21 protein-coding genes are annotated in these 20,374 nt (G+C 67.0%); 8 read left to right on the top strand and 13 right to left on the bottom strand.

Annotation, left to right across the window (positions count from 1 at the left end; all coding sequences use genetic code 11):
• Positions 1-87: 87 nt before the first annotated feature.
• From TL10_RS04065 to TL10_RS04055, 3 genes are all read right to left on the bottom strand, one after another.
• Entirely contained in the window at positions 88-1,293 is a 1,206-nt protein-coding gene (locus TL10_RS04065) for a cytochrome P450 (RefSeq protein WP_043398160.1), read from the bottom strand.
• Complete coding sequence (locus TL10_RS04060) at positions 1,290-1,967, bottom strand: acetoacetate decarboxylase family protein (RefSeq protein WP_043984675.1); 678 nt, start codon at positions 1,965-1,967, stop codon at positions 1,290-1,292. The genes TL10_RS04065 and TL10_RS04060 overlap by 4 nt, the downstream gene beginning before the upstream one ends.
• A 184-nt stretch (positions 1,968-2,151) precedes the next feature.
• Positions 2,152-3,183 carry an LLM class F420-dependent oxidoreductase gene (locus tag TL10_RS04055; RefSeq protein ID WP_043398154.1) on the bottom strand — a complete coding sequence of 344 codons (1,032 nt, stop codon included), beginning with the start codon at positions 3,181-3,183 and terminating at the stop codon, positions 2,152-2,154.
• A 58-nt stretch (positions 3,184-3,241) separates the two neighbouring features.
• On the opposite strand from TL10_RS04055, the gene TL10_RS04050 reads away from it, so the two are divergent.
• From TL10_RS04050 to TL10_RS04035, 4 genes are read left to right on the top strand one after another with little or no spacing between them, the layout of a single operon-like run.
• Positions 3,242-4,243, top strand: coding sequence for a Zn-ribbon domain-containing OB-fold protein (locus TL10_RS04050; protein WP_043984600.1), 1,002 nt, complete (start codon positions 3,242-3,244; stop codon positions 4,241-4,243).
• 9 nt (positions 4,244-4,252) lie between these two features.
• Positions 4,253-5,314: a thiolase family protein gene (locus TL10_RS04045; protein WP_043984599.1), complete on the top strand. Its 1,062-nt coding sequence runs from the start codon at positions 4,253-4,255 to the stop codon at positions 5,312-5,314.
• Positions 5,314-6,492: a thiolase family protein gene (locus TL10_RS04040; protein WP_043398146.1), complete on the top strand. Its 1,179-nt coding sequence runs from the start codon at positions 5,314-5,316 to the stop codon at positions 6,490-6,492. The genes TL10_RS04045 and TL10_RS04040 overlap by 1 nt, the downstream gene beginning before the upstream one ends.
• Before the next feature lies 1 nt (position 6,493).
• Positions 6,494-6,895: a nuclear transport factor 2 family protein gene (locus tag TL10_RS04035; RefSeq protein WP_043984598.1), complete on the top strand. Its 402-nt coding sequence runs from the start codon at positions 6,494-6,496 to the stop codon at positions 6,893-6,895.
• Here TL10_RS04035 and TL10_RS04030 read toward each other — a convergent pair whose 3' ends face one another.
• Together TL10_RS04030 and TL10_RS04025 are read right to left on the bottom strand one after the other, a co-directional pair.
• Positions 6,896-7,420: a hypothetical protein gene (locus tag TL10_RS04030; protein WP_043984597.1), complete on the bottom strand. Its 525-nt coding sequence runs from the start codon at positions 7,418-7,420 to the stop codon at positions 6,896-6,898.
• Positions 7,421-7,486: 66 nt separating this feature from the next.
• Positions 7,487-8,011: a gamma carbonic anhydrase family protein gene (locus TL10_RS04025; protein WP_043398138.1), complete on the bottom strand. Its 525-nt coding sequence runs from the start codon at positions 8,009-8,011 to the stop codon at positions 7,487-7,489.
• A gap of 97 nt (positions 8,012-8,108) precedes the next feature.
• Here TL10_RS04025 and TL10_RS04020 point away from each other — a divergent pair, with 97 nt between their 5' ends.
• On the top strand, positions 8,109-9,263 hold the full coding sequence (locus TL10_RS04020; RefSeq protein WP_043984596.1) for a 3-ketosteroid-9-alpha-monooxygenase, oxygenase component: 1,155 nt from the start codon (positions 8,109-8,111) through the stop codon (positions 9,261-9,263).
• On the top strand, positions 9,263-9,739 hold the full coding sequence (locus TL10_RS04015) for a hypothetical protein (RefSeq protein ID WP_043398133.1): 477 nt from the start codon (positions 9,263-9,265) through the stop codon (positions 9,737-9,739). The genes TL10_RS04020 and TL10_RS04015 overlap by 1 nt, the downstream gene beginning before the upstream one ends.
• Positions 9,740-9,823: 84 nt before the next feature.
• Here TL10_RS04015 and TL10_RS04010 read toward each other — a convergent pair whose 3' ends face one another.
• From TL10_RS04010 to TL10_RS04000, 3 genes are read right to left on the bottom strand one after another with little or no spacing between them, the layout of a single operon-like run.
• Positions 9,824-10,966 carry a sulfotransferase family protein gene (locus tag TL10_RS04010; protein WP_043984595.1) on the bottom strand — a complete coding sequence of 381 codons (1,143 nt, stop codon included), beginning with the start codon at positions 10,964-10,966 and terminating at the stop codon, positions 9,824-9,826.
• Positions 10,963-11,745, bottom strand: a complete 783-nt coding sequence (locus tag TL10_RS04005; RefSeq protein WP_043984594.1) for an SDR family oxidoreductase — start codon at positions 11,743-11,745, stop codon at positions 10,963-10,965. The genes TL10_RS04010 and TL10_RS04005 overlap by 4 nt, the downstream gene beginning before the upstream one ends.
• Positions 11,746-11,747: 2 nt before the next feature.
• Positions 11,748-12,875 carry a hypothetical protein gene (locus TL10_RS04000; protein WP_043984593.1) on the bottom strand — a complete coding sequence of 376 codons (1,128 nt, stop codon included), beginning with the start codon at positions 12,873-12,875 and terminating at the stop codon, positions 11,748-11,750.
• Positions 12,876-13,035: 160 nt separating this feature from the next.
• On the opposite strand from TL10_RS04000, the gene TL10_RS03995 reads away from it, so the two are divergent.
• Entirely contained in the window at positions 13,036-13,932 is an 897-nt protein-coding gene (locus tag TL10_RS03995; RefSeq protein ID WP_043984592.1) for an IclR family transcriptional regulator, read from the top strand.
• A 59-nt stretch (positions 13,933-13,991) separates the two neighbouring features.
• Here the strand turns inward: TL10_RS03995 and TL10_RS03990 are convergent, their stop codons facing one another.
• Positions 13,992-14,516: a hemophore-related protein gene (locus TL10_RS03990; RefSeq protein ID WP_234711361.1), complete on the bottom strand. Its 525-nt coding sequence runs from the start codon at positions 14,514-14,516 to the stop codon at positions 13,992-13,994.
• A gap of 200 nt (positions 14,517-14,716) precedes the next feature.
• Here TL10_RS03990 and TL10_RS03985 point away from each other — a divergent pair, with 200 nt between their 5' ends.
• Positions 14,717-15,331 carry a GNAT family N-acetyltransferase gene (locus TL10_RS03985; protein ID WP_234711360.1) on the top strand — a complete coding sequence of 205 codons (615 nt, stop codon included), beginning with the start codon at positions 14,717-14,719 and terminating at the stop codon, positions 15,329-15,331.
• Between the two features lie 70 nt (positions 15,332-15,401).
• Here TL10_RS03985 and TL10_RS03980 read toward each other — a convergent pair whose 3' ends face one another.
• From TL10_RS03980 to TL10_RS03965, 4 genes are all read right to left on the bottom strand, one after another.
• Positions 15,402-17,501, bottom strand: a complete 2,100-nt coding sequence (locus TL10_RS03980; RefSeq protein WP_043984590.1) for a RecQ family ATP-dependent DNA helicase — start codon at positions 17,499-17,501, stop codon at positions 15,402-15,404.
• A complete protein-coding gene (locus TL10_RS03975; protein ID WP_043984589.1) occupies positions 17,458-18,123 on the bottom strand; it encodes a TIGR03943 family putative permease subunit in 666 nt (221 codons plus the stop codon). Before TL10_RS03975 ends, TL10_RS03980 begins: the two co-directional genes overlap by 44 nt.
• Positions 18,120-19,121, bottom strand: a complete 1,002-nt coding sequence (locus TL10_RS03970) for a permease (RefSeq protein WP_043984588.1) — start codon at positions 19,119-19,121, stop codon at positions 18,120-18,122. Before TL10_RS03970 ends, TL10_RS03975 begins: the two co-directional genes overlap by 4 nt.
• 158 nt (positions 19,122-19,279) lie before the next feature.
• On the bottom strand, positions 19,280-20,287 hold the full coding sequence (locus tag TL10_RS03965) for an IS481 family transposase (RefSeq protein WP_110788958.1): 1,008 nt from the start codon (positions 20,285-20,287) through the stop codon (positions 19,280-19,282).
• Between the last annotated feature and the right edge of the window lie 87 nt (positions 20,288-20,374).

Below are 20,374 nucleotides of genomic sequence, written 5' to 3'. Positions count from 1 at the left end.
TGACGGCGGGCGCTACCCCGTGCGACGGAACCTGCCGATTCCTTGCATTCCTTGCACAGTTCTCACATTGGCCGGCGCCTCGGCGCGCTACAGCACCCGCGCTGTCGGGGTGAACACCACCGGCATGGCCTCGGGGCCGCTGACGAAGTTGGCGGCGCGCAGCGGGATCTCCGCGCCATCGGCCAGGCGGAGGTCCGGCAGCCGCTGCATCAACCGCTCCGTCATCAGGCGCAGCTCCAACCGGGCCAGCTGGTTACCCATGCAGAAGTGGGTGCCGAAGCCGAAAGCCAAGTGGCTGTTGGGGGTCCGGTCGATGTGGAACTCGCCGGGGTTCTCGAACTGGTCACCATCGAAGTTCGCCGCCTCGAACATCAGCATGACCTTCTCGTCCTTCTTCAGCTCGGTGCCGTAGAAGACGGTGTCCGCGGTCAGGACGCGACACATGTTCTTGATGGGCGAGGTCCAGCGCAGCATCTCCTCGATGGCACCGGGCATCAGCGATGGATCGGCGACCAAGCGGTCCCACTGATCGCGGTGCCGCATCAGCTGCTCGGTGCCGCCGGACAAGGTGTGGCGCGTGGTCTCGTCGCCGCCGATCAGGATCAGCAGCGTCTCCATGACGATCTCGTCATCGCTCAGCCGCTGACCCTCGACCTCGGAGTTGATGAACACCGAGAACAGGTCGTCGGTCGGGTTGGCGCGCCGGTCCTTGATGACGTCCATGGTGAAAGCGGTATATGCCGCAAACGTTTCCATCAGTTTCTGGATCGAGGACTCGTCCAGGTGTGAGGACAGCCCGGACACCAGCTCGTCGGACCAGTCGAGCAGCATCTCGCGCTCTTCCGGCACGACACCGAGCATGTCGCCGATGACGGCCATGGGCAGCGGGGACGCCAGGTCGCGGACGAAGTCGGCCTCGCCCTTCTCACAGATGTTGTCGATCAGGGCGTCGCACAGCCGCCCGATGGACGGCACCTTGTCCATGACGCGCTTGCGGGTGAAGCCGGCGTTGACCAGCTTGCGCCGCACCAGGTGCGCCGGATCATCCATGTCGATCATGTAGGGCATGCCCGGCTGATCGGGGCGGATGCCGCCGGCGTTGGAGAACAGCTCGGCATTGCGCTCGGCGTCGAGCACGGACTGGTACGTGGTCACCGCGGCCTGCCCCGTGCGGTCCCGGAACACCGGCTCGTTGGCCCGCATCCAGCGGTAGGCCTCATGCGCGGCCTGCCGGTCGGCATAGAACCGGCCGTCGGCCAGGTCAACGTCGGGGCGGGTCAGAACACTGGTCACTTGATCTCCTGAGCGTCGGCGAAAGTCATGTCTACGTTGTCTGCGGAACCGGAAAGCATGGCGCGTTTCGGCAATCCGAGCGCCGCCAGTTCCTGGGCATAGGGGTGGTCACCAAGTCGCACCGTCACGCCACCGGGCCGGTAGCGCACGCCGGCCGGCCGCATCACGCCGATGGTCTCCCGGGTGACACCATCGAGGTGCGAATACGTCGGGGGCGCTTGCGGTTTGGACGGTGCGGGCACCGGGAATCCTCGGTGGAAGTCCATCCCGACGGCGAACCGGCCGTCGATGGAGACGTCAAAGCCGAAGCTCTTGTCCGCTGCGCGAATGGCGAAGTCCGCCATCACCTTGGGGTAGCCCCAGATGTTCCGGCCGGCCTCCAGGGTGAAGGGCTGGTCGACGGGCAGGTGGTGGATGAAGGCGCCGGCCGATTGCAGGGCGCGCAGGCCCGAGGCGTTCGTGCCGGGCGGGTTCACCATGATGTTGGTGCCGTACTCGTAGTACTGGCCGAGGTCGCTGTCGACGTAGTGCATCAGCATCAGCACGGCCACCGCGCGGCGTGGGCGGAACCGGCACACCTGCAGGCCGCTGTAGTCGATCATGCGTTGCGCGGCATCGGCGTCGACCGAGAACATCGCCATGCGCTGCGTCGCCTTGCGGACGCGCACCGGCATGGTCAGCACGGTGCCCGCGATGGTGTGCTGCGAGGGCGCGGGCCCGGTGGCGTCTGTCACACCACAAATCTAGAACACGTTATAGACACTTCGCAATAAGTGTCTACTATCGCATTTGCGAGCAGACGTAAAACTGCACTTCGGCGGGCCAAAAGGACAGTTTTACGTCTGCTCGCGGGACTGACTAGACCAAGTCAGCCAATTGCTTGATCTGCTCGACCGACTTGGCCCCGACGACCATCATGGTGACGCCGGAGGCCTCCCAGGCCTTGATCTGTTCCTTCACGTAGTCGAGGTTCCCGACGATCGCGGAGTCATCGACCAGCTCGTCCGGAATGACCTTGGCGGCCTCGTCCTTGCGGTCACTGCGGAACAGCTTGGTGACGTCGTCGACGACCTCGGAGTAGCCCATGCGGCGGTACACCTCGGCGTGGAAGTTGGTGTCCTCCGAGCCCATGCCGCCCATGTAGAGCGCGAGGTGCGGCTTCATCATCTCCATGACCATGGGCCGGTCGTCGGTGACGACGATCTGCGCGGTGGCACAGATTTCGAACGTCTCGCGGGTTCGACGGGCACCGGCACGGGCGAAGCCCTCGTCGAGCCACTCGTTGTACATGCCGGAGATCCGCGGCGAGTAGAAGATCGGCAGCCAGCCGTCGGCGATCTCGGCGGCCAGCGCGACGTTCTTGGGGCCTTCGGCGCCGAGCATCACCGGGATGTCCGCGCGCAGCGGATGGGTGATGGGCTTGAGCGGCTTGCCCAGACCCGTGGTGCCCGCACCCGACAACGGCAGCGGGTAGTGCGGGCCGGCGCTGGTCACCGGGGCTTCGCGGGCCCAGACCTGGCGCAGGATGTCGACGTATTCGCGGGTGCGGGCCAACGGCTTCGGGAACTTCTGCCCGTACCAGCCCTCGACGACCTGCGGCCCCGAGACGCCCAGGCCCAGGATGTGGCGGCCACCCGAGAGGTGGTCGAGGGTCAGCGCCGCCATGGCACACGCGGTGGGCGTGCGGGCCGACATCTGGATGACCGAGGTGCCCAGGCGCATCCGCGTGGTTTCCCGGCCCCACCAGGCCAGCGGGGTGTACGCGTCCGAGCCCCAGGCCTCCGCGGTGAAGACGGTGTCGAACCCGGCTTCCTCCGCTGCCGCCACGAGCGTCGCGTGATCGGTCGGCGCCTTGGCGCCCCAGTATCCGAGCTGCAAACCGAGTTTCATAGCGCTGCCTTCCCGCACATGCTTGCCACGATTGTTAGAACCTGTTCTACTCGATGCCGTGAGCGCTAGCCAAAGCAGCCCAGCCCAGATGGCAGGCCATGAGCCGCCCCTTTCAGCTCCGCTGAGACTGTCATTCGACTACACCCGTTCAGTGGGTCCGGTCCTGAGTCAGTTCTTCACCGCGCTGCGCGGACGACGCGTCGTCGGCACCCGCGGTTCGGACGGCCGGGTCCACGTACCTCCAGCCGAGTATGACCCTGTCACCTACGAGGCCCTGACCGAGGTCGTTCCGGTTGCCAGCGTCGGCACCGTGGTGTCGTGGACCTGGCAGCCCGAACCCCTGGAAGGGCAGCCCCTGCAGAAGCCGTTCGCCTGGGCGCTGATCAAGCTCGACGGCGCCGACACCCCGCTGCTGCACGCGGTCGACGCTCCGGAGGGCTCTCTGAAGTCCGGCGACCGCGTCCGCGCGCACTGGGTCGATGAGCCCGTCGGTGCCATCACCGACATCGCGTACTTCGTGCCCGGTGAGGACGCAGAAGAACCGCTGCCGACCGACGATCGCGACCCCGTGACCATGCTGGTCGTGCCGTCGTCCATCGAAATCCAGCACACCGCTTCGCATCCCGAGACCGTGTTCTTGCGTGGTCTGCAGGAGGGCAAGCTGCTCGGTGCCCGCACCAAGGCCGGCCGCGACGGCAAGCCCGGCGCGGTGCTGTTCCCGCCGAAGGAGGCCGACCCGGCCACCGGCTTGGAACTCGACGAATTCGTCGAGCTGGTCGACCGCGGCACCGTCACCACCTTCGCGATCATCAACATCCCGTTCGCCGGGCAGCGCATCAAGCCGCCGTATGTGGCCGCCTACGTGCTGCTCGACGGCGCCGACATCCCGTTCCTGCACCTGGTCACCGAGATCGATGCGGCTGACGTCCGGATGGGCATGCGGGTGGAAGCGGTGTGGAAGCCCCGCGAGGAGTGGGGTCTGGGCATCGACAACATCTCGCACTTCAAACCGTCCGGCGAACCCGACGCCGACTACGACTCGTACAAGCACCACCTGTAAAGGGCCACAATGACTTCCAGTGAAGTAGCGGTCGTCGGGTTCGCACATGCCCCGCATGTGCGCCGCACCGATGGCACCACGAACGGCGTCGAGATGCTGATGCCGTGTTTTGCAAAGCTGTACGCCGAGTTGGGTCTGAAGCAGGCCGATATCGGCTTCTGGTGCTCCGGTTCTTCGGATTACCTTGCCGGCCGGGCATTTTCGTTCATCTCGGCGATCGACTCGATCGGCGCCATCCCGCCGATCAACGAATCGCACGTGGAGATGGACGCGGCCTGGGCGCTGTATGAGGCCTACATCAAGATCCTGACCGGCGAGGTCGACACCGCGTTGGTCTACGGCTTCGGCAAGGGCAGCGCCGGCACCCTGCGCCGGGTGCTGGCCCTGCAGACCGACCCGTACACCGTCTCGCCGCTGTGGCCGGACGCCGTCTCGATGGCAGGTCTGCAGGCCCGATTCGGCCTGGACGCCGGGAAGTGGACCGCCGAGCAGATGGCTCAGGTGGCGCTGGATTCGTTCGCCGTCGCCGAGCGCGTCGACCGGCTCGAGTCCGCGGCCACCGTGAGTGAGCTGCTGGACCGTCCGTTCTTTGCCGACCCGCTGCGCCGCCACGACATCGCGCCGATCACCGACGGCGCCTCCGCGATCGTGCTGGCCTCGGCAGACAAGGCGCGGGAACTGCGCGAAAACCCCGCGTGGATCACCGGTTTCGAGCACCGCATCGAAACCCCGATCCTGGGCGCCCGTGACCTGACGGTCTCGACCTCGACCGCCGCATCGGCCGCCGCCGCCACCGGTGGGGACGTCGGCTCGATCGACATCGCCGAGTTGCACGCACCGTTCAGCCACCAGCAGCTGATCCTCGCCGAGGCGATCGGGCTGAAGGACTCGACGAAGGTCAACCCGTCCGGTGGCGCCCTGGCCGCCAACCCGATGTTCTCCGCCGGCCTGGAGCGCATCGGCTTCGCCGCCGAGCACATCTTCAACGGATCGGCGAACCGGGTGCTCGCCCACGCCACGAGTGGTCCTGCGCTGCAACAGAATCTGATTGCCGTCCTGGAGGGCAAATAATGTCCAAGAACCTCGCCGCCGTCCTCGGCACCGGACAGACCAAGTACGTCGCCAAGCGACTCGACGTGTCGATGAACGGCCTGGTGCGCGAAGCCATCGATAGAGCGCTCGCGGATTCCGGGTGCACCATGGCCGACATCGACGCCGTCGTGGTCGGCAAGGCACCGGACTTCTTCGAGGGCGTCATGATGCCCGAGCTGTTCATGGCCGACGCCACCGGCGCCACCAACAAGCCGCTGATCCGCGTGCACACCGCGGGTTCGGTGGGTGGCTCGACCGCAATCGTCGCCGCCAGTCTGGTCAAGTCCGGCAAGTACCGCCGCGTGTTGACCATGGCCTGGGAGAAGCAGTCGGAGTCGAATGCCATGTGGGCGCTGTCGATTCCAGTGCCGTTCACCAAGCCGGTGGGCGCCGGCGCGGGCGGTTACTTCGCCCCGCACGTGCGGGCCTACATCCGCCGCTCGGGCGCGCCGGAGAACATCGGTGCCATTGTGGCGGTCAAGGACCGGCTCAACGGCGCCAAGAACCCGCTGGCCCACCTGCACCAGCCCGATATCACCGTCGAGAAGGTGATGGCCTCCCAGATGCTGTGGGACCCAATCCGTTTCGACGAGACGTGCCCGTCCTCCGACGGTGCTGCCGCACTGGTCATCGGCAACGAGGAAGTCGCCGACGCCCGCGTCGCCGAGGGACATCCGGTCGCCTGGATTCACGCCACCGCGCTGCGCACCGAACCGCTGGCCTACTCGGGTCGCGACCAGGTGAACCCGCAGGCCGGCCGCGATGCGGCCGCTGCCCTGTGGCGCGACGCCGGCATCACGAGCCCGATCGATGAGATCGACGTGGCCGAGGTGTACGTGCCGTTCTCGTGGTTCGAACCGATGTGGTTGGAGAACTTGGGCTTTGCCGCGGAAGGCGAAGGCTGGAAGCTCACCGAGGCCGGCGAGACGGCCATCGGCGGCAAGATTCCGTTCAACGCCTCCGGCGGTGTGCTGAGCTCCAATCCCATTGGCGCATCCGGCATGATCCGGTTCGCCGAGTCGGCCATCCAGGTCATGGGCAAGGCCGGTGACCACCAGGTCGAGGGCGCCCGAAAGGCGCTGGGCCACGCGTATGGCGGTGGCGCACAGTACTACTCGATGTGGGTGGTCTCGAGCGACAAGCCCGGAAAGGACTGACATGGCAGTTTCCGATCCGAATCATCCCGCGCACCTCGCCGGCAAGCGTTCCCGCGATGCCGTCGCCGCCCGCGACAAGGAAGCCTGGCTGGCCAATTTCGCCGACGACGCCATCGTGCAAGACCCGATCGGACCGTCGTTCCTCGATCCCGAGGGCAAGGGACACCGCGGCAAGGAAGCCATTTCGGCCTTCTGGGACAAGGCGATCGCTCCCGCCGACAAGCTGGTGTTCAACTTCGAGACCACCTACCAGTGCGGTGACGAGGAAGCCAACGTCGGCAACATCGTGACCACCATCGCCGGGCGCGACTTCACGACTCCAGGCGTCTTCACCTATCGGGCGAACGAAGCCGGGCAGCTGCTGGCGCTGCGCGCCTTCTGGGAGGCTCCGCGCTCGTCGTAGCTAGAACGTCCACGACCCTGAGGGTTGCAGGACGAAGCCGTGGCCGCCGGCGGTGCTGTCGATGCACGCGGTGACACCGCCCGGGGCGACGCCGCACGTGGCCGTCCCCAGAGACACCTTCTGCGTGGGCGCAAGCAGTGCGCCGGCGGCCAGATCGGTCGGGCAGTCACCGCGGTAGCGGCTGATCGTCCCCTCATTGGCTCCGTGCAACTGCGCCATCCCGAAATCGCACGGCGCCTTCGCGGAGGGGTCAACAGTGACAGCCACACCCGCGGCTCCAGGCACCGGCCCATAACAGCGGACCGTCGTCCCGGCCCCGGCCAGTGCGCCGATGTCGCACGACAGACCGTCGGGGGTGGCGAACTTCACCACCTGCTGCGTGGTGCTCCGGTAGGGGGCCAGGTGAGTGTTGGTGACGATGTCGAAGTTCGCGAAGTCGGGAAAGTTGGGTGGCGGCGCGGCGTGCGCGAGCGGGGCCGTGAGCACCACTGCGGCACCGGCCAAGACAAAGAGCGGCAACTTCATGGGCCCAGTCTTGGCCGAACCGCGGCCCGAATGTCAGATTTCCGTGAAATCCGGCACGCAACCGCCCTACAGCTCTTGCAGCCCCGCCAGGTAGCGCTCGGCCAGCTCGCGGTAGGCCTGCGGGTTGGTGTTGATCCACGTCTCGGCGCCGGTCCCGGCAATTGGGCCGCGAATCTTGGCCGGCGACCCCATGACCAGCACTTCGTCGGGAATCTTGGTTCCGGCGGACACCAGCGAGTGTGCCGCGACGAGGCTGCGCCGACCGATCACCGCACCGTCGAGCACCGTGCTGTTGTTGGCGATCAGCGCCTCGGCACCGACATGCACGCCGTGCACGACGCACAGGTGGGCAATGGTCGCGCCCGGCCCAATATCGACCGGAATACCGGGAGGGGCGTGCAGCACGGACCCGTCCTGCACGTTGGCGCCGTTGCGGATGACGACGGGCGCGTAGTCGGCGCGCAGTACCGCGTTGAACCACACAGATGCCCCGGCCTCGACGCGGACATCGCCGATCAGGACGGCGGTGGGGGCGATGAAGGCCGTGGGGTCGACGACCGGGCTACGGCCCTCGAAGGAGTAAAGCGGCATGACATAGATATACCGCAGGTCGGGACGCTTGCATTGCGCTGCACCAAGGAAAAACTGTAACGTGTTCTAGTTACTCGGCACAGATTGGGAGGCCAAGGTGAGCACCGAAACCGCGGGGGTTCGCGAGATCGATACCGGCGCGCTGCCGGACCGCTTTGCCCGTGGATGGCACTGCGTGGGTCCTGTGAAGGATTTCCAGGACGGCAAGCCGCACTCATTCGAGGCATTCGGCACCAAGTTGGTGGTGTTCGCGGACTCGAACGGTGACCTGAAAATCCTGGACGGCTACTGCCGCCACATGGGCGGAGACCTGTCACAGGGCACCATCAAGGGCGACGCGGTCGCGTGCCCGTTCCACGACTGGCGCTGGGGCGGCGACGGTAAGTGCCAGCTGGTGCCCTACGCCAAGCGCACGCCGCGCCTGGCCCGCACCCGCGCTTGGCACACCGACGTCCGTGGTGGCCTGCTCTTCGTCTGGCACGACCACGAGGGCAACGCGCCGACCGATGAGGTCCGGATCCCGGAGATCCCCGAGGCGGCCAGCGACGAGTGGACCGAGTGGCAGTGGAACTCGATGCTGATCGAGGGCAGCAACTGCCGCGAGATCATCGACAACGTCACTGACATGGCGCACTTCTTCTACATCCACTACGGCCTGCCGACGTACTTCAAGAACGTCTTCGAGGGCCACATCGCCAGCCAGTACCTGCACAACGTGGGCCGGCCGGATATCGGTGGCATGGGCACCCAATACGGCGAGGCGCACCTCGACTCGGAGGCCTCGTACTTCGGGCCGTCGTTCATGATCAACTGGCTGCACAACAACTACAGCGGCTACAAGGCCGAGTCGATCCTGATCAACTGCCACTACCCGGTCAGCCAGGACGCATTCGTGCTGCAGTGGGGCGTCATCGTCGAAAAGCCCAAGGGCATGGACGAGAAGACCACCCAGAAGCTGGCCGACGCCATGACCGACGGTGTCAGCAAGGGCTTCATGCAGGACGTCGAGATCTGGAAGCACAAGACCCGCATCGACAACCCGCTGCTGGTCGAGGAAGACGGCGCGGTCTACCAGATGCGTCGTTGGTACCAGCAGTTCTACGTCGACGTCGCCGACATCACGCCGGACATGGTCGACCGCTTCGAGCTGGAGATCGACACCACCGTTGCCAACGAGAAGTGGCAGGGCGAGGTCGCCGAAAACCTCCGCATCCAGGCCGAGGCCAAGGAAGCCGCGGAGCAGTCCAGCTGATGACCCAGCACGACGAACGGACCCAGGCTCCCGATGCCGAGAGCCTGGCCCGTTCGATGCTGCAGCTGATGGGTCACGGCGACGAGGATGACCACGCACATCCGGCGTCCGACTCACCCGCGAGCGGATCCTGGTCCAAGGCACCAGATTTCGCCGACGACCCGGTGCGCTTGGCCGCCGTTCGCGAGGCCACGGCGGCCGATCGCCAGCGCTACCTGACCGCGGGCCTGGTTCCGGTGGACTGCCGGTTCTGCCACTCGACGGTGGCGGTCAAGAAGCTGGGACCCGAACACACTGCGGTGCAGTGGAATTCGGGAGCGACGCAGCGGTGCGCGTATTTCAGCGAGATCCGCGCCGGAGGCGGCGACCCCAGTCGCAGCCGCTCGTGCCCGAAGATGTCCGACAGCATCAAGCATGCCGTCGCCGAGGGGTGCCTGGAGGAGTTCTCCACCGCCCCCTCCCCCGGCGACGGCTGAGTTCTCTCGCGAGGTTCTCCCGCGAGCAGACATAAAACTGCCCCTTTTCGGTTGAAAAGGGGCAGTTTTACGTCTGGTCGGCAACTACAGGTTGGCGAAGCGCTCCTTGACCTGTTCCTCGGTCAGCCCGTAGTCGGACAGCGAGTAGGTGTGCTTAGGGGCCCGCGGGCCCTGCTGACTCTGGGCGTGGCTGTCGGTCATCGCCTGCCGTGCCGCATCGGTGAACTCGATGTCGAAGGTGCGGTAGATGCCCTCGACGGCGCCCACCGGATCCTTGATGAACTCGAAGTAGTCGACATCGCAGAACTGCTTGGGATCATGCTTCGCCCGCTCGGCATTGAACAGTTCCAGCCCACGCGACCAGGTTTCCAGCGAGTCGTCACCAATCACCTTGCCGGTGAAGGAGTTCGACCAGCCGGCGGTCGTGTGCTGCGACAGCGAACACATCGACGCCATGATGGTCTCGGCGGGCCGGTGGCACTGTACGACGAGCGCGTCGGGGTACACCTTGAACAGTGCCTCGAGGGCGAACAGGTGGCTGGGATTCTTGAGTACCCAACGCTTCTCGGGCTCATTGAGTCCGATCAACTGCAGATTCTGGCGGTGCCGCTGGTAAGACTTGGTCCAGTCCTGACGGGCCAGCCACTGGGCGTAGCTCGGGACGTGCGCCAGCGTCTCGTACGACACCGAATGCAACGACTGCCGCAGCAACTGCCAGCATTCCTCGACCTCGTCAGCGGTCATGAAATGCAACCCGGTGTAGTCCGGGTTCTCCTCGTGCGCTTGCTTGAATCGGGCATCCAGCGCACTGAACACCGGGTTTTCCGACCATGTTTCACGCGGCGGCCGCGGCTGCGGGAACTCCGCCAGCCACATCTCCAGCCCTTGGTGTGCCGGGTCGGCAGTCAGCAGCCGGTGGATCACCGTGGTGCCGGTGCGCGGCAGGCCCGTGACGAAGATGGGCCGTTCGATCGGCACATCGGCGTGCTGCGGGTACTGCTTGAACGCGGCGTTGGACACCAGCCGCGCCACCAAGGCGTTGCGGGTGAAGAACCGCTGCATCTTGCTGCCGAGCTCGGTCAGGTCGGCTTCGCGCTGGTACGCATCCAGCAGCACGCCAAGGGCTTCCAGGTAGTTGTCGTCGTCGCCGCCGAAATCCTCCAGCCCACAGGCCTTCACGGCCGAGGCGTGCAGGTCCTCGATGGTGCCCACGTTGGTGCGTGTCATGCCTTGTACTCCCCGCAGTTCACATCCAGGGCCTGGCCGGTGATGCCGCTGGACAGGTCGCTGGCCATGAACAGGATGGCAGAGGCCACCTCGTCCTCGGTCGGCAGCCGCTTGAGATCGGAGCCGGCGGCCGATGCCGCGTAGATCTGCTCGACGGTGGTGCCGTACTTCTGCGCCTGGTGGCCGAAGTAACCCTCCAGGGTCTCGCCCCAGATGTAGCCGGGCAGCACCGAGTTGACCCGGATGCCCTTCTCGCCCAGCTCGGTCGAGAGGGTCTGGGACATGGCCAGCAGCGCCGACTTCGCCATCTTGTAGGCGCCGTACTTGGCCTGCGAATGCCGCACGACCATCGAGTTCACGTTCACCACAGAGCCTTTGGCAGTCTCCAGTGCCGGGGTGAAGCCCTGGGTCATGCGCAGCGCGCCGAACACCGTCAGTTCGATCGCATCCCGCATGTGCTCGAACGTGGTGTTGGCGAACGGCTTCATGGACGGCACCCGGAACGCGTTGTTGATCAACACGTCTGCCTTGCCGAACTCCTCCAGGGTGCGAGCCACCACGTTGGCGACCTGCTCGTCGTCGGTGATGTCGGTGCCCACAACCAGTGCGCGACGACCCAGCGCCGTCACCTGCTTGGCGACGAGCTCCAGCCGCTCCACCGTGCGGGCGGCCAACACGAGGTCGGCACCGTTCTCCGCACATCGGCGGGCCAGCGTCGTCCCGAGCCCGGGCCCGACACCGCTGATCACCACTACCTTGCCATCGAGCAGTCCGCTCACGGTCAGCCCACCATCCTATCGCCAATAAGCTTCTGCCGCAGCGCAATCCGCGCGCGCCAATCTTCGTCGGAAATCTTGTTGCTCTCGTAGAAGGGCAGCTTCGACGCCACCTCATCCAGGGTGACGACCTCGCACGTCGGGCCGTCCTCGGCCGTCAGCTCGCGGGACACCCGCTGCCAGCGGAACTGCAGGTAGCCCTTGGCGTGGCCCAGCGTCTCGCACCAGTTGGTCACGCCGGGATTGTTCTCGGACACCACGATCCGGATCTTGCCGTCCGGATCCGCCTGCGCCTGAGTGCCGTTCAGCGACGTCTGGTGGTTGATGTAATCCAGCGAGATGTACCAGAGGCTGCCCAGCTGGAAGCCCAGGTACGGCGCGTCCGTCACCGGAAGCGTGATGACCATCGCCTGGTCAGGAGTCATGTCGTAGTGCCCGACGGCCGAGTACTGCGTGGCCAATCCACCAGGAGTCAGTCGCGGCGCGGTCAGGGTGTTGACCGGCAGGTTGTCGTAGAACCACTTCGGGAACTGCAGCCAGGTCTTGACCCGCTGCACCAGCTGCTTACCGGCTACGGCGTACCGCTTCTCGATCAGCTCACGGGTCAACGGGTCCGGCGCGGTCCCCGCGGTGTCCGTCCGGGCGATGGCGAACGAACCGCGCTGCGCCGACCAGTCGTTGTAGACCTCGCGGATCACCAACTGCGCCGGGGTGGCCGGCGTGAACCGCCACTCGAACGTGCCGTCGGCGGCGATGTCGAGCTTGCGGTCGTCGAACGCCGTCTCGCTATCCGGCACGTTGGCGTCGGTGTATTCACCGCCGAGCAGCTGGAAGCTGACGTCGGTGGTGGTGCCGCGACGCCCGGTGACGACGTATTCATGTCCGGGCTGCACGCGGGTGCCGAAGTACATGGTGTCGGGGTTGTCGAGGCCCATCTTCTCGAAGGGGCCCGTGCCGCTGTGCAGGAACGGGTGGTCCTTGTCGAAGTCGAACGCGACATGCGTGCACGACGCGATACAGCCGGCGAGGTACTGCAGGCCTTCGAGCAGGTCGGCCTCGGTTTCGATGAACGGCGCGGCGGCGACGAGGCGCTCCGCCTCGGCGACGGCGTCGATGAACGACTGCGTGAACATTCGGTAGCACCCTTCCGTTCCAATATTGGAACGTATCGGTAGATATTCCGAATGAAGAGTAGAACGCGTTGCAGTTGTCGTCAATGCCGCGCAGGTCAACAGGCCGGCCAAACTCCCTGACACCGGTCCATATTTGGACCGGTGTCGTACATTCCTTGCCATGACCGACATCGGCCGCGCGTCGCCGCCCACCGCCCGCGTCGTGGCGGTGCTGGATTTCCTGGCCAGTCATCCCCAGGAACAATTCGGGCTGTCCGAATTGGCGCGCCGGCTCGACCTCAGCAAGCCCACCTGTCTGGGCATCGTCACCACGCTGGCCGAGGCCGGCTATCTGGTGCGCGACGCGGCCGAGAAGACCTACCGACTGGGCCCGCGGTTGATCACCCTTGGCCATACCGCGCAGGAGTCCATGCGGATCAGCCCGGCCGCGCGGGCCGAACTGCGCCGGCTGTCGGAGACGTTCAATGCCACAGCGGCGCTGTCAGCGGTGATCGACGACCGCATCACGCTGCTGGAACTCGTTGCGCCGCAGGGCAGTCCGGAACCAGTGCAGGTCGGGCAGAGCTACCCGTTCGCCCCGCCGGTCGGCCTCATGTTCGTGCTGTGGGACGAGCGTGCGGTCCGCGATTGGCTGGGCAAGGAGCCGACGATCCCCCTGCGCACCGACAGTGCGCGGCTGGAGCGAGTGATTGCCGAGTGCCGCGAATCGGGCTACCTCGTCGAGCGACTGACGCCCGGCGGCCGGCGGCTGTACGCCATGATGGCCGGCATGTCGAGCAACCTGCCCGACGAATTACGGGTCCTGCTGGGCGAACTCGTCTCCGACATCGGCGAGCGCGTGTACCTGCCCAGCGAGTCGGGCGGGCGATCCAAGCACGACATCAGCGTCATCGCCGCGCCGGTGTTCGACCATCACCAGCGTCAGGTCATGGTGCTGTCACTGCAGATCGGCCGTGCGCTGACCGATGCCGAAATCAGTAAACGCGCCCGTGGGCTGGTGGCCGCGGCCGCGACGCTGACGACACAGCTGGGCGGATCTCAGCCCGGCCGAACGTGAGCTTGTGTGCGAAATCCGTTGGTGGATTGACACATTCGCTCACGTTCGGCGAGTGAGAGCTAAATGCCGTTGAGCACCGCGAGAGCGTCGGTCGGCGCGACCTGCAGGCCGCAGCGATCCTTGAAGGCGGCCAGCGGCGCCTGGATGCCGCGCAGCGCGTCGGCCTGGTCCGGGTGCTCCTTGAAGTAGTTGTCGAACTGGCTCATCGCGGTGAATGCCGGTTGACGGGTGGCGTCGAGCAGCGAGCTGTCGGCATCCGGGTGTGCAGCGAAGTAGTCCGACAGCTGCAGGGTGACCGAGCTGATGGTCTTGGCCAGCGTCGCGGTGCTGCAGTCGGCGACGGTGGCGGCCGGCGCCACGGTGGTCGTCGTGGTTGTCGTCGGCGCCGCGGTGGCGGAAGTGGTGGGTGCGGCCGTCGTGGTCGGTGCAGCCGTCGCAGACGTGGTCGGTGCGGCCGTCGTGGACGGCGTGGGCGTCACCGGCGTCGGATCCGCCGACGCGCGCGGCACGACCAGCGCGGCACAGGCAGCGCCCAGGGCGATGAAGCCGAGGGTGGAACGGCCGAAGGTAACGGCACGAGTCATGGAATCCTCCTTGGTTCTGGCCGCATCCTTCTTCCCCGGCCTCTGGGGGTATTTCGCTCGCTGCGGTACTGCTGTTACACAAGCGCTCAAAGTTGCAGGTCAGCGTGGCTCCGCACAGCAAGTATTCGCTTTCCTGGATTAGCTCGACTGTGGTGCTATTGGGCATGCAGCATTCGTCCTGGCCTCTGGCGGAACTGGAGGTGACCACTCCGGTCCTGCTGCTGTGCCATGTGACCGATGGCCTGGCCGATGAGCTCGCCCACCTGGCCGCCGAAGGCATCCACGATCCGGCGACCATGCCGTTCTCGGTCCCGTGGACCGACGCGGTCTCCCCCGAACTGGAGCGCAACACCGTCCAGTACTTCCAGCAGACCCGCGCCGAGGTGTCGACGGAGCACTGGGACGTACCGATGGCCGTCGTCGTCGGCGACAAGGCCGTGGGCGTCTGCGTGGTGACCGGCGACGGCTTCCCCGCGCGGCGGATGGTGTCCACCGGCTCGTGGCTTGGCCGCCGTTATCAGGGTCGCGGGCTCGGCCGGGAGATGCGCACGGCCGCGCTGCAGCTGATCTTCGCCGGCTTCGACGCCGACCTGGCGTGCACCAGAGCCTGGCACGACAATGCGGCGTCACTCGGCGTCACCCGGTCACTGCCCTACGTACAGACCGGCTCGTCGCGGCAATCGCGGCGCGGGGTGTTCGACACGATGCTGGAGTTCACGATGACGCGCGTCCAGTGGGAGACCGTGCGTCGCGGCGACATCCGGCTACGCGGCGTCGACGCGGTGCTCGACCAGCTGGGGCTGCGCCGGACCTAGCTCAGTGGCCAGCTATCGCACGCATATTGCGAAAATGCGTGCGCCAACTGGCCGCTCGGCGAACGACCCGTCAGCTGACGGACGCGATCCCAAACGGCAGCACTGCGGGCGCCCCGGCAGCGCGCAGCACCTGCGTCGCCATGGTCAGGGTCCAGCCGGTATCGACGAGGTCGTCCACCAGCAGCACCGGACCGCTGACATCCAGGACGGGGACCTCCCACGAATCCACCAGCGCCGCTACCCGATACGCCGAGTTGGCCGCGGTCACCGGGCGCCGCTGTGGCCGATAGTGCAACGTGCCGAGGTTCTGCAGCCGGCCGAGTTCGGCCAGCCGGGTCACCAACGAGCCGATCAACTGCGGGTGGCTGTCGGAGTCCAGGCCCATCACCGCTACCGGTCGGGCATCCCAGTTCCAGGCCTTCAGCACCGCAACCGCGGCCTGCACCACCTCGTCGGGCGCCTCGCCGTCGGGCCCGTCCAACAGCTGCCGCAGCCGAGCACCCCAACCCAGGTCGGTCAGGCGCCCGATCACCCGACCCGGCTCGGCTCCGCCGGAAATCCGCCCGGACAACTCAATTCCCAAGGAGCGCAGGCCTGTCGGCCACTGCTTTCGCGTAGCGAGCTCGACGCCGGGTCGCATCAGTTGGTCCCGTACCGCCGACGCGGCGCCGGCGTCGACGTCCGCGGTGTAGTGCGCACCTGCGCAGTTGTCGCAGCGGCCGCAGCCTTGGCCGTCGAGTTCGGGATCGTCGAGTTGGCTGCGCAAGAACACCATTCGGCACTCGGTCGTCGATTGGTAGTCCCGCATGGCCTGCTGCTCACGCTGCCGCGCCGCGTCCAGATTCCGGTAGCGCTCCTCGTCGTACGACCACGATTCGCCGGTACTGATCCAGCCGCCCTTGACCCGGCGCACCGCACCGTCGACGTCGAGCACCTTGAGCACCATCTCCAGCCGTGACCGGTTCAGGTCCACCAGCGGTTCCAGCGCCGCGGTGGACAGCGCCCGGTCCATCTCGAGTTCGCCAATCACCTTGCGTACCAAGGCTTCCGACGGGAAGGCGACCGAGGCGAAGTATCGCCAGATGTCGGCGTCCTCCTTACCCGGCAGCAGGATCACCTCCGCGCTGGAGGTGGCACGGCCGGCACGGCCGACCTGCTGGTAGTACGCGATGGGCGACGACGGGGCACCCAGGTGCACGACGAAGCCCAGGTCCGGTTTGTCGAACCCCATGCCCAGCGCCGACGTGGCGATGAGCGCCTTGACCCGGTTGTTCAGCAGGTCGGCTTCCAGCTGTTCGCGTTCGGCGGCTTCGGTGGAACCGGTGTAGGACGCGACGGGGTGCCCCTGCTCACGCAGCAGCGCGGCGACGTCATGCGCCTGCGACACCGTCAGGGTGTAGACGATGCCGGAGCCGGGCAGCGAATCCAGGTGCGCCGCAAGCCAAGCCGCGCGTTGCGCCGGTCCCCCGGCATGTACCACCGACAGCCGCAGCGACTCCCGGTCCAGCCCGCCGCGCAGCACCAAGGTGTCGCCACCGCCGACGCCCAGCTGCGCGGCGACGTCCTGCACCACGCGGTCGTTGGCGGTCGCGGTGGTGGCGAGAACCGGTATACCCGAACCCAACTCACCGATCAGGGTGCGGATGCGCCGGTAATCCGGACGGAAATCGTGGCCCCAGTCGGAGACGCAGTGCGCTTCGTCGACCACGACCAGCCCGGCGTCGGCGGCCAGTGCCGGCAGCACGGTGTCGCGAAAGTCCGGATTGTTCAACCGCTCCGGGCTGACGAGCAGGACGTCGAGGTCGCCCGCGGAGACTCGCTGGTGCACCTCGTCCCATTCGGTGACGTTGCTGGAATTGATCGTGGCAGCGCGGACGCCCGCTCGTTCGGCAGCGGCCACCTGGTTGCGCATCAGTGCCAGCAGCGGCGAGACGATGACCGTCGGGCCGCGGCCGGCGGCCCGCAGCAGCTTGGCGGCGATGAAGTACACCGCGGACTTACCCCACCCGGTGCGCTGCACCACCAGCGCCCGGCGGCCCTGCACCACCAGTGCCTCGATGGCCACCCACTGGTCGTCGCGCAGCACGGCGCCGGGACCGGCGAGCTGTTCGAGGAGCGCCTGTGCGTCAGTACGCGTAGGTGTTGCGGGGCTTGGGGATTGGGTCGGCACTGGTCACTTCCATGGTCGGGACGAAATTCGTGGACGGGCTGGACGTCCCGGGTATCACCTTGCCCTGCACCTTCAGCCAGGTGTCATCCGGGTGCGGACCGACCGCGCCGGTCAGGTGGACGCGGGCCAGTTGCGCGTCGGCGGCGCAACACACGATCACGACCCGGGCCAGATCGCCGCCCATCGTGAATCCGGTGACGGTGATGGTCCGTCCCTCAAGGCTTTTCGTGGAGTCGGCGCCGGCCCGCAGCACCACCTCCGGCAGCGATACCGCGCCGTCGGCCGGGAGCGGGGGAAACGCCCGCTTCGGCGGGGCCACCGCGGCGGTGACCGTCTCCGCACCGACCGGGCTCATCGGCGGCACGGCGACGAACGCGGTCAATGCCACCGGCACGAGCAGCAGCCACACCAGCAGGCCCCGGTGGTGGTGCCCGCCCGGCGGCCCATGACGCAGGTCCCGCACCAGACACACCAGAGCCAGCGCCACCAGCAGGACGGCGGCCACCAGCAGCCACGGGAACAGCGCCGGTTTCACGAAATTCAGGTAGGTGCCCTTCACTGCGATCAACCCCGTGCTCAGCCCGATCAGCAGCACCAGGATGTTCTGCGTTTCCCGGCTCATCGCACGTCCCCGAGCACCAGCAGCCCGACGGCCGTGGCGCACACCGCGGCCACCACCAGGGTCACGGGTGCGAATCGCACCGCGAACGGCCGGCCGAACACGCCGGCCTGCATCGCAAACAGCTTGACGTCCACCGCCGGACCGACCACCAGGAACACCAGTCGCGGCACCAGGGGGACCATGGTGAGGCTGGCCGCAACGAACGCGTCGGCCTCGGAGCACAGCGCCAGCACCACGGCCAATAGCGCCATGGTCACCACACCGACTGCCAGGTTGCCGGCGACATGCTCGAACACCCACGGCGGCACCGCCGCCCGCAGCACGGCCGCCGCACCGGCGCCGATCACCAGGTAGGCCGCGGACTGCAGGAAGTCGTGCCGGGCCGCCTCGGTGAACACGGTGAATCGGGACGCGCCCTCGTCGTGGTGGGTGGGCAGGGTGCGGGTCACCCATTCGGCGCGGCCCCAGCGCTGCCACAACAGGCCCATCACCACGGCGGTCAGCAGCGACGCCACGCAGCGGGCCACCACCATCTGCGGCTGGCCGGGAAACGCGACCGCTGTCGCCACCAGCACCACGGGGTTGATCGCCGGTGCCGACAGCATGAAGGTCAGGGCGGCCCCGGCCGTCTCGCCGCTGAACAGCCGGCGCGCCACGGGCACCGACCCGCATTCACATCCCGGCAGCGCGGCGCCGCCGACACCCGCCACCGCCACGGCGAGCGCGGGCCGGCGCGGCAGCAGGCGAGCCAGCCGTTCCGGGGTGAGATACGCAGCCACCAGGCCGCTGACGATGACGCCCAGCACCAGGAACGGCAGGGCCTGCACGAAAACCCCACAGAACACCGTGGCCGCGGTGGCCAGGCGGGCGTGGTCGGTCAGTAGGCCGCTGACCCAGGAACCCGACAGCGCCAGACCGGCGAGGCCGACGAGCAACAGCTCCATCGACCCGGCCCGCCGTCGGCGCTCGGGCGCCAGCGTTGATTCGTCCCCGGCCATGCGCCCATCTTGCCGGGGAAGTCTGACAAGTCGCTCGTTACGTCGGGACGACCGGGATGCGGCCCGCGCTCGCGCCGCCGTCGACCGCCAGATCCGCGCCCGTGATGATCGCGACCTTGCCGGTCAGGTCCACTGGGCCTCCCGCCCGCCACCCATGACTAGTTGTGATGTCCGGGGAGGTTGGTCAGTCGGGTGACTGGTGGCTGGCCTCCGATGGCGGAGTGGGCTCGGTGGTGATTGTAGAAATGCAGCCAGCCCGGTAGGGCCGTGTTGCGTTGTTCGGTCGACTCATAGAGCCGGGCGTAGGCCCAGCCGTCGGCCAGAGTGCGATGGAATCGCTCAATCTTTCCGTTGGTCTGAGGCCGGTACGGGCGCGTCTTCTTCGGCGTGATCTGCAATTGGGCGCAGGCGTCGCGCCACGCGCAAGACCTGTAGGCGGCCCCGTTGTCGGATAGAACGCGCTCTACGGTGACGCCTCGCTCGGCGAACCATGCGACCGCGCGGTGAAACACAGCGACCGCGGTGGCAGCCTTTTCGTCGGTGCAGATCTCGGCGTAGGCGACCCGCGAGTGGTCGTCAATGACGGTGTGCACGAACGCCGTTCCGGTCTTGGGACGCCAGTTCTCGGTGCTGTCACCGCGGTTGCCGGTGCGGATGGCCGTCTGGATCGCGTTGCGCTTGCTTTGTGCTCGGCCCACGAATCGGTGGCCGCCGCCATCGGGAATGTTGCCGAACTTAGTGACATCGACGTGGATCAACGCGCCGGGATGAGGATGCTCGTAGCGGCGCAGCGGCTCCCCGGTAACCCGGTCGATGTGAGAAAGGCGGTTGATCCGACACCGGGTCAGCACCGCGTGCACCGTCGAGGCCGGCACGCCCAGGCGTCCCGAGATCTGCACAGGCCCGTACCGGTGTCGCCACCGCAGACCCACAATCTGGCGCACCACCTGGGGCGCAGTCCGGGTGGGGCTGACAAGTGGCCGCGAACTGCGGTCGGCCATACCGTCCTCACCCTCGGCGCGGTAGCGGTCGGCCCACTTCTTGGCGGTTCGCGGGGCGACCATGAACATCTTAGCCGCTGCCGCATAGGTCCAGCCGGACTCGACGACAAGCAGGGCGAGTCTCAATCGAGCGCGCGGAGTCAGAGCAGCGTTAGCGTGGGACACGAAGGCCTCCTGGTTGGTGAAGCGGTTCCTAGACAGCTCCACTTCACAACCGGAGGCCTTCCCTGTCACACAGGCTCACCGATAACC

Source organism: Mycolicibacterium llatzerense (assembly GCF_000878195.1).
GTDB lineage: Bacteria > Actinomycetota > Actinomycetes > Mycobacteriales > Mycobacteriaceae > Mycobacterium > Mycobacterium llatzerense.
Note: the sequence above shows the minus strand (reverse complement) of the source record. Positions and strands in the feature narration are given on the sequence as shown.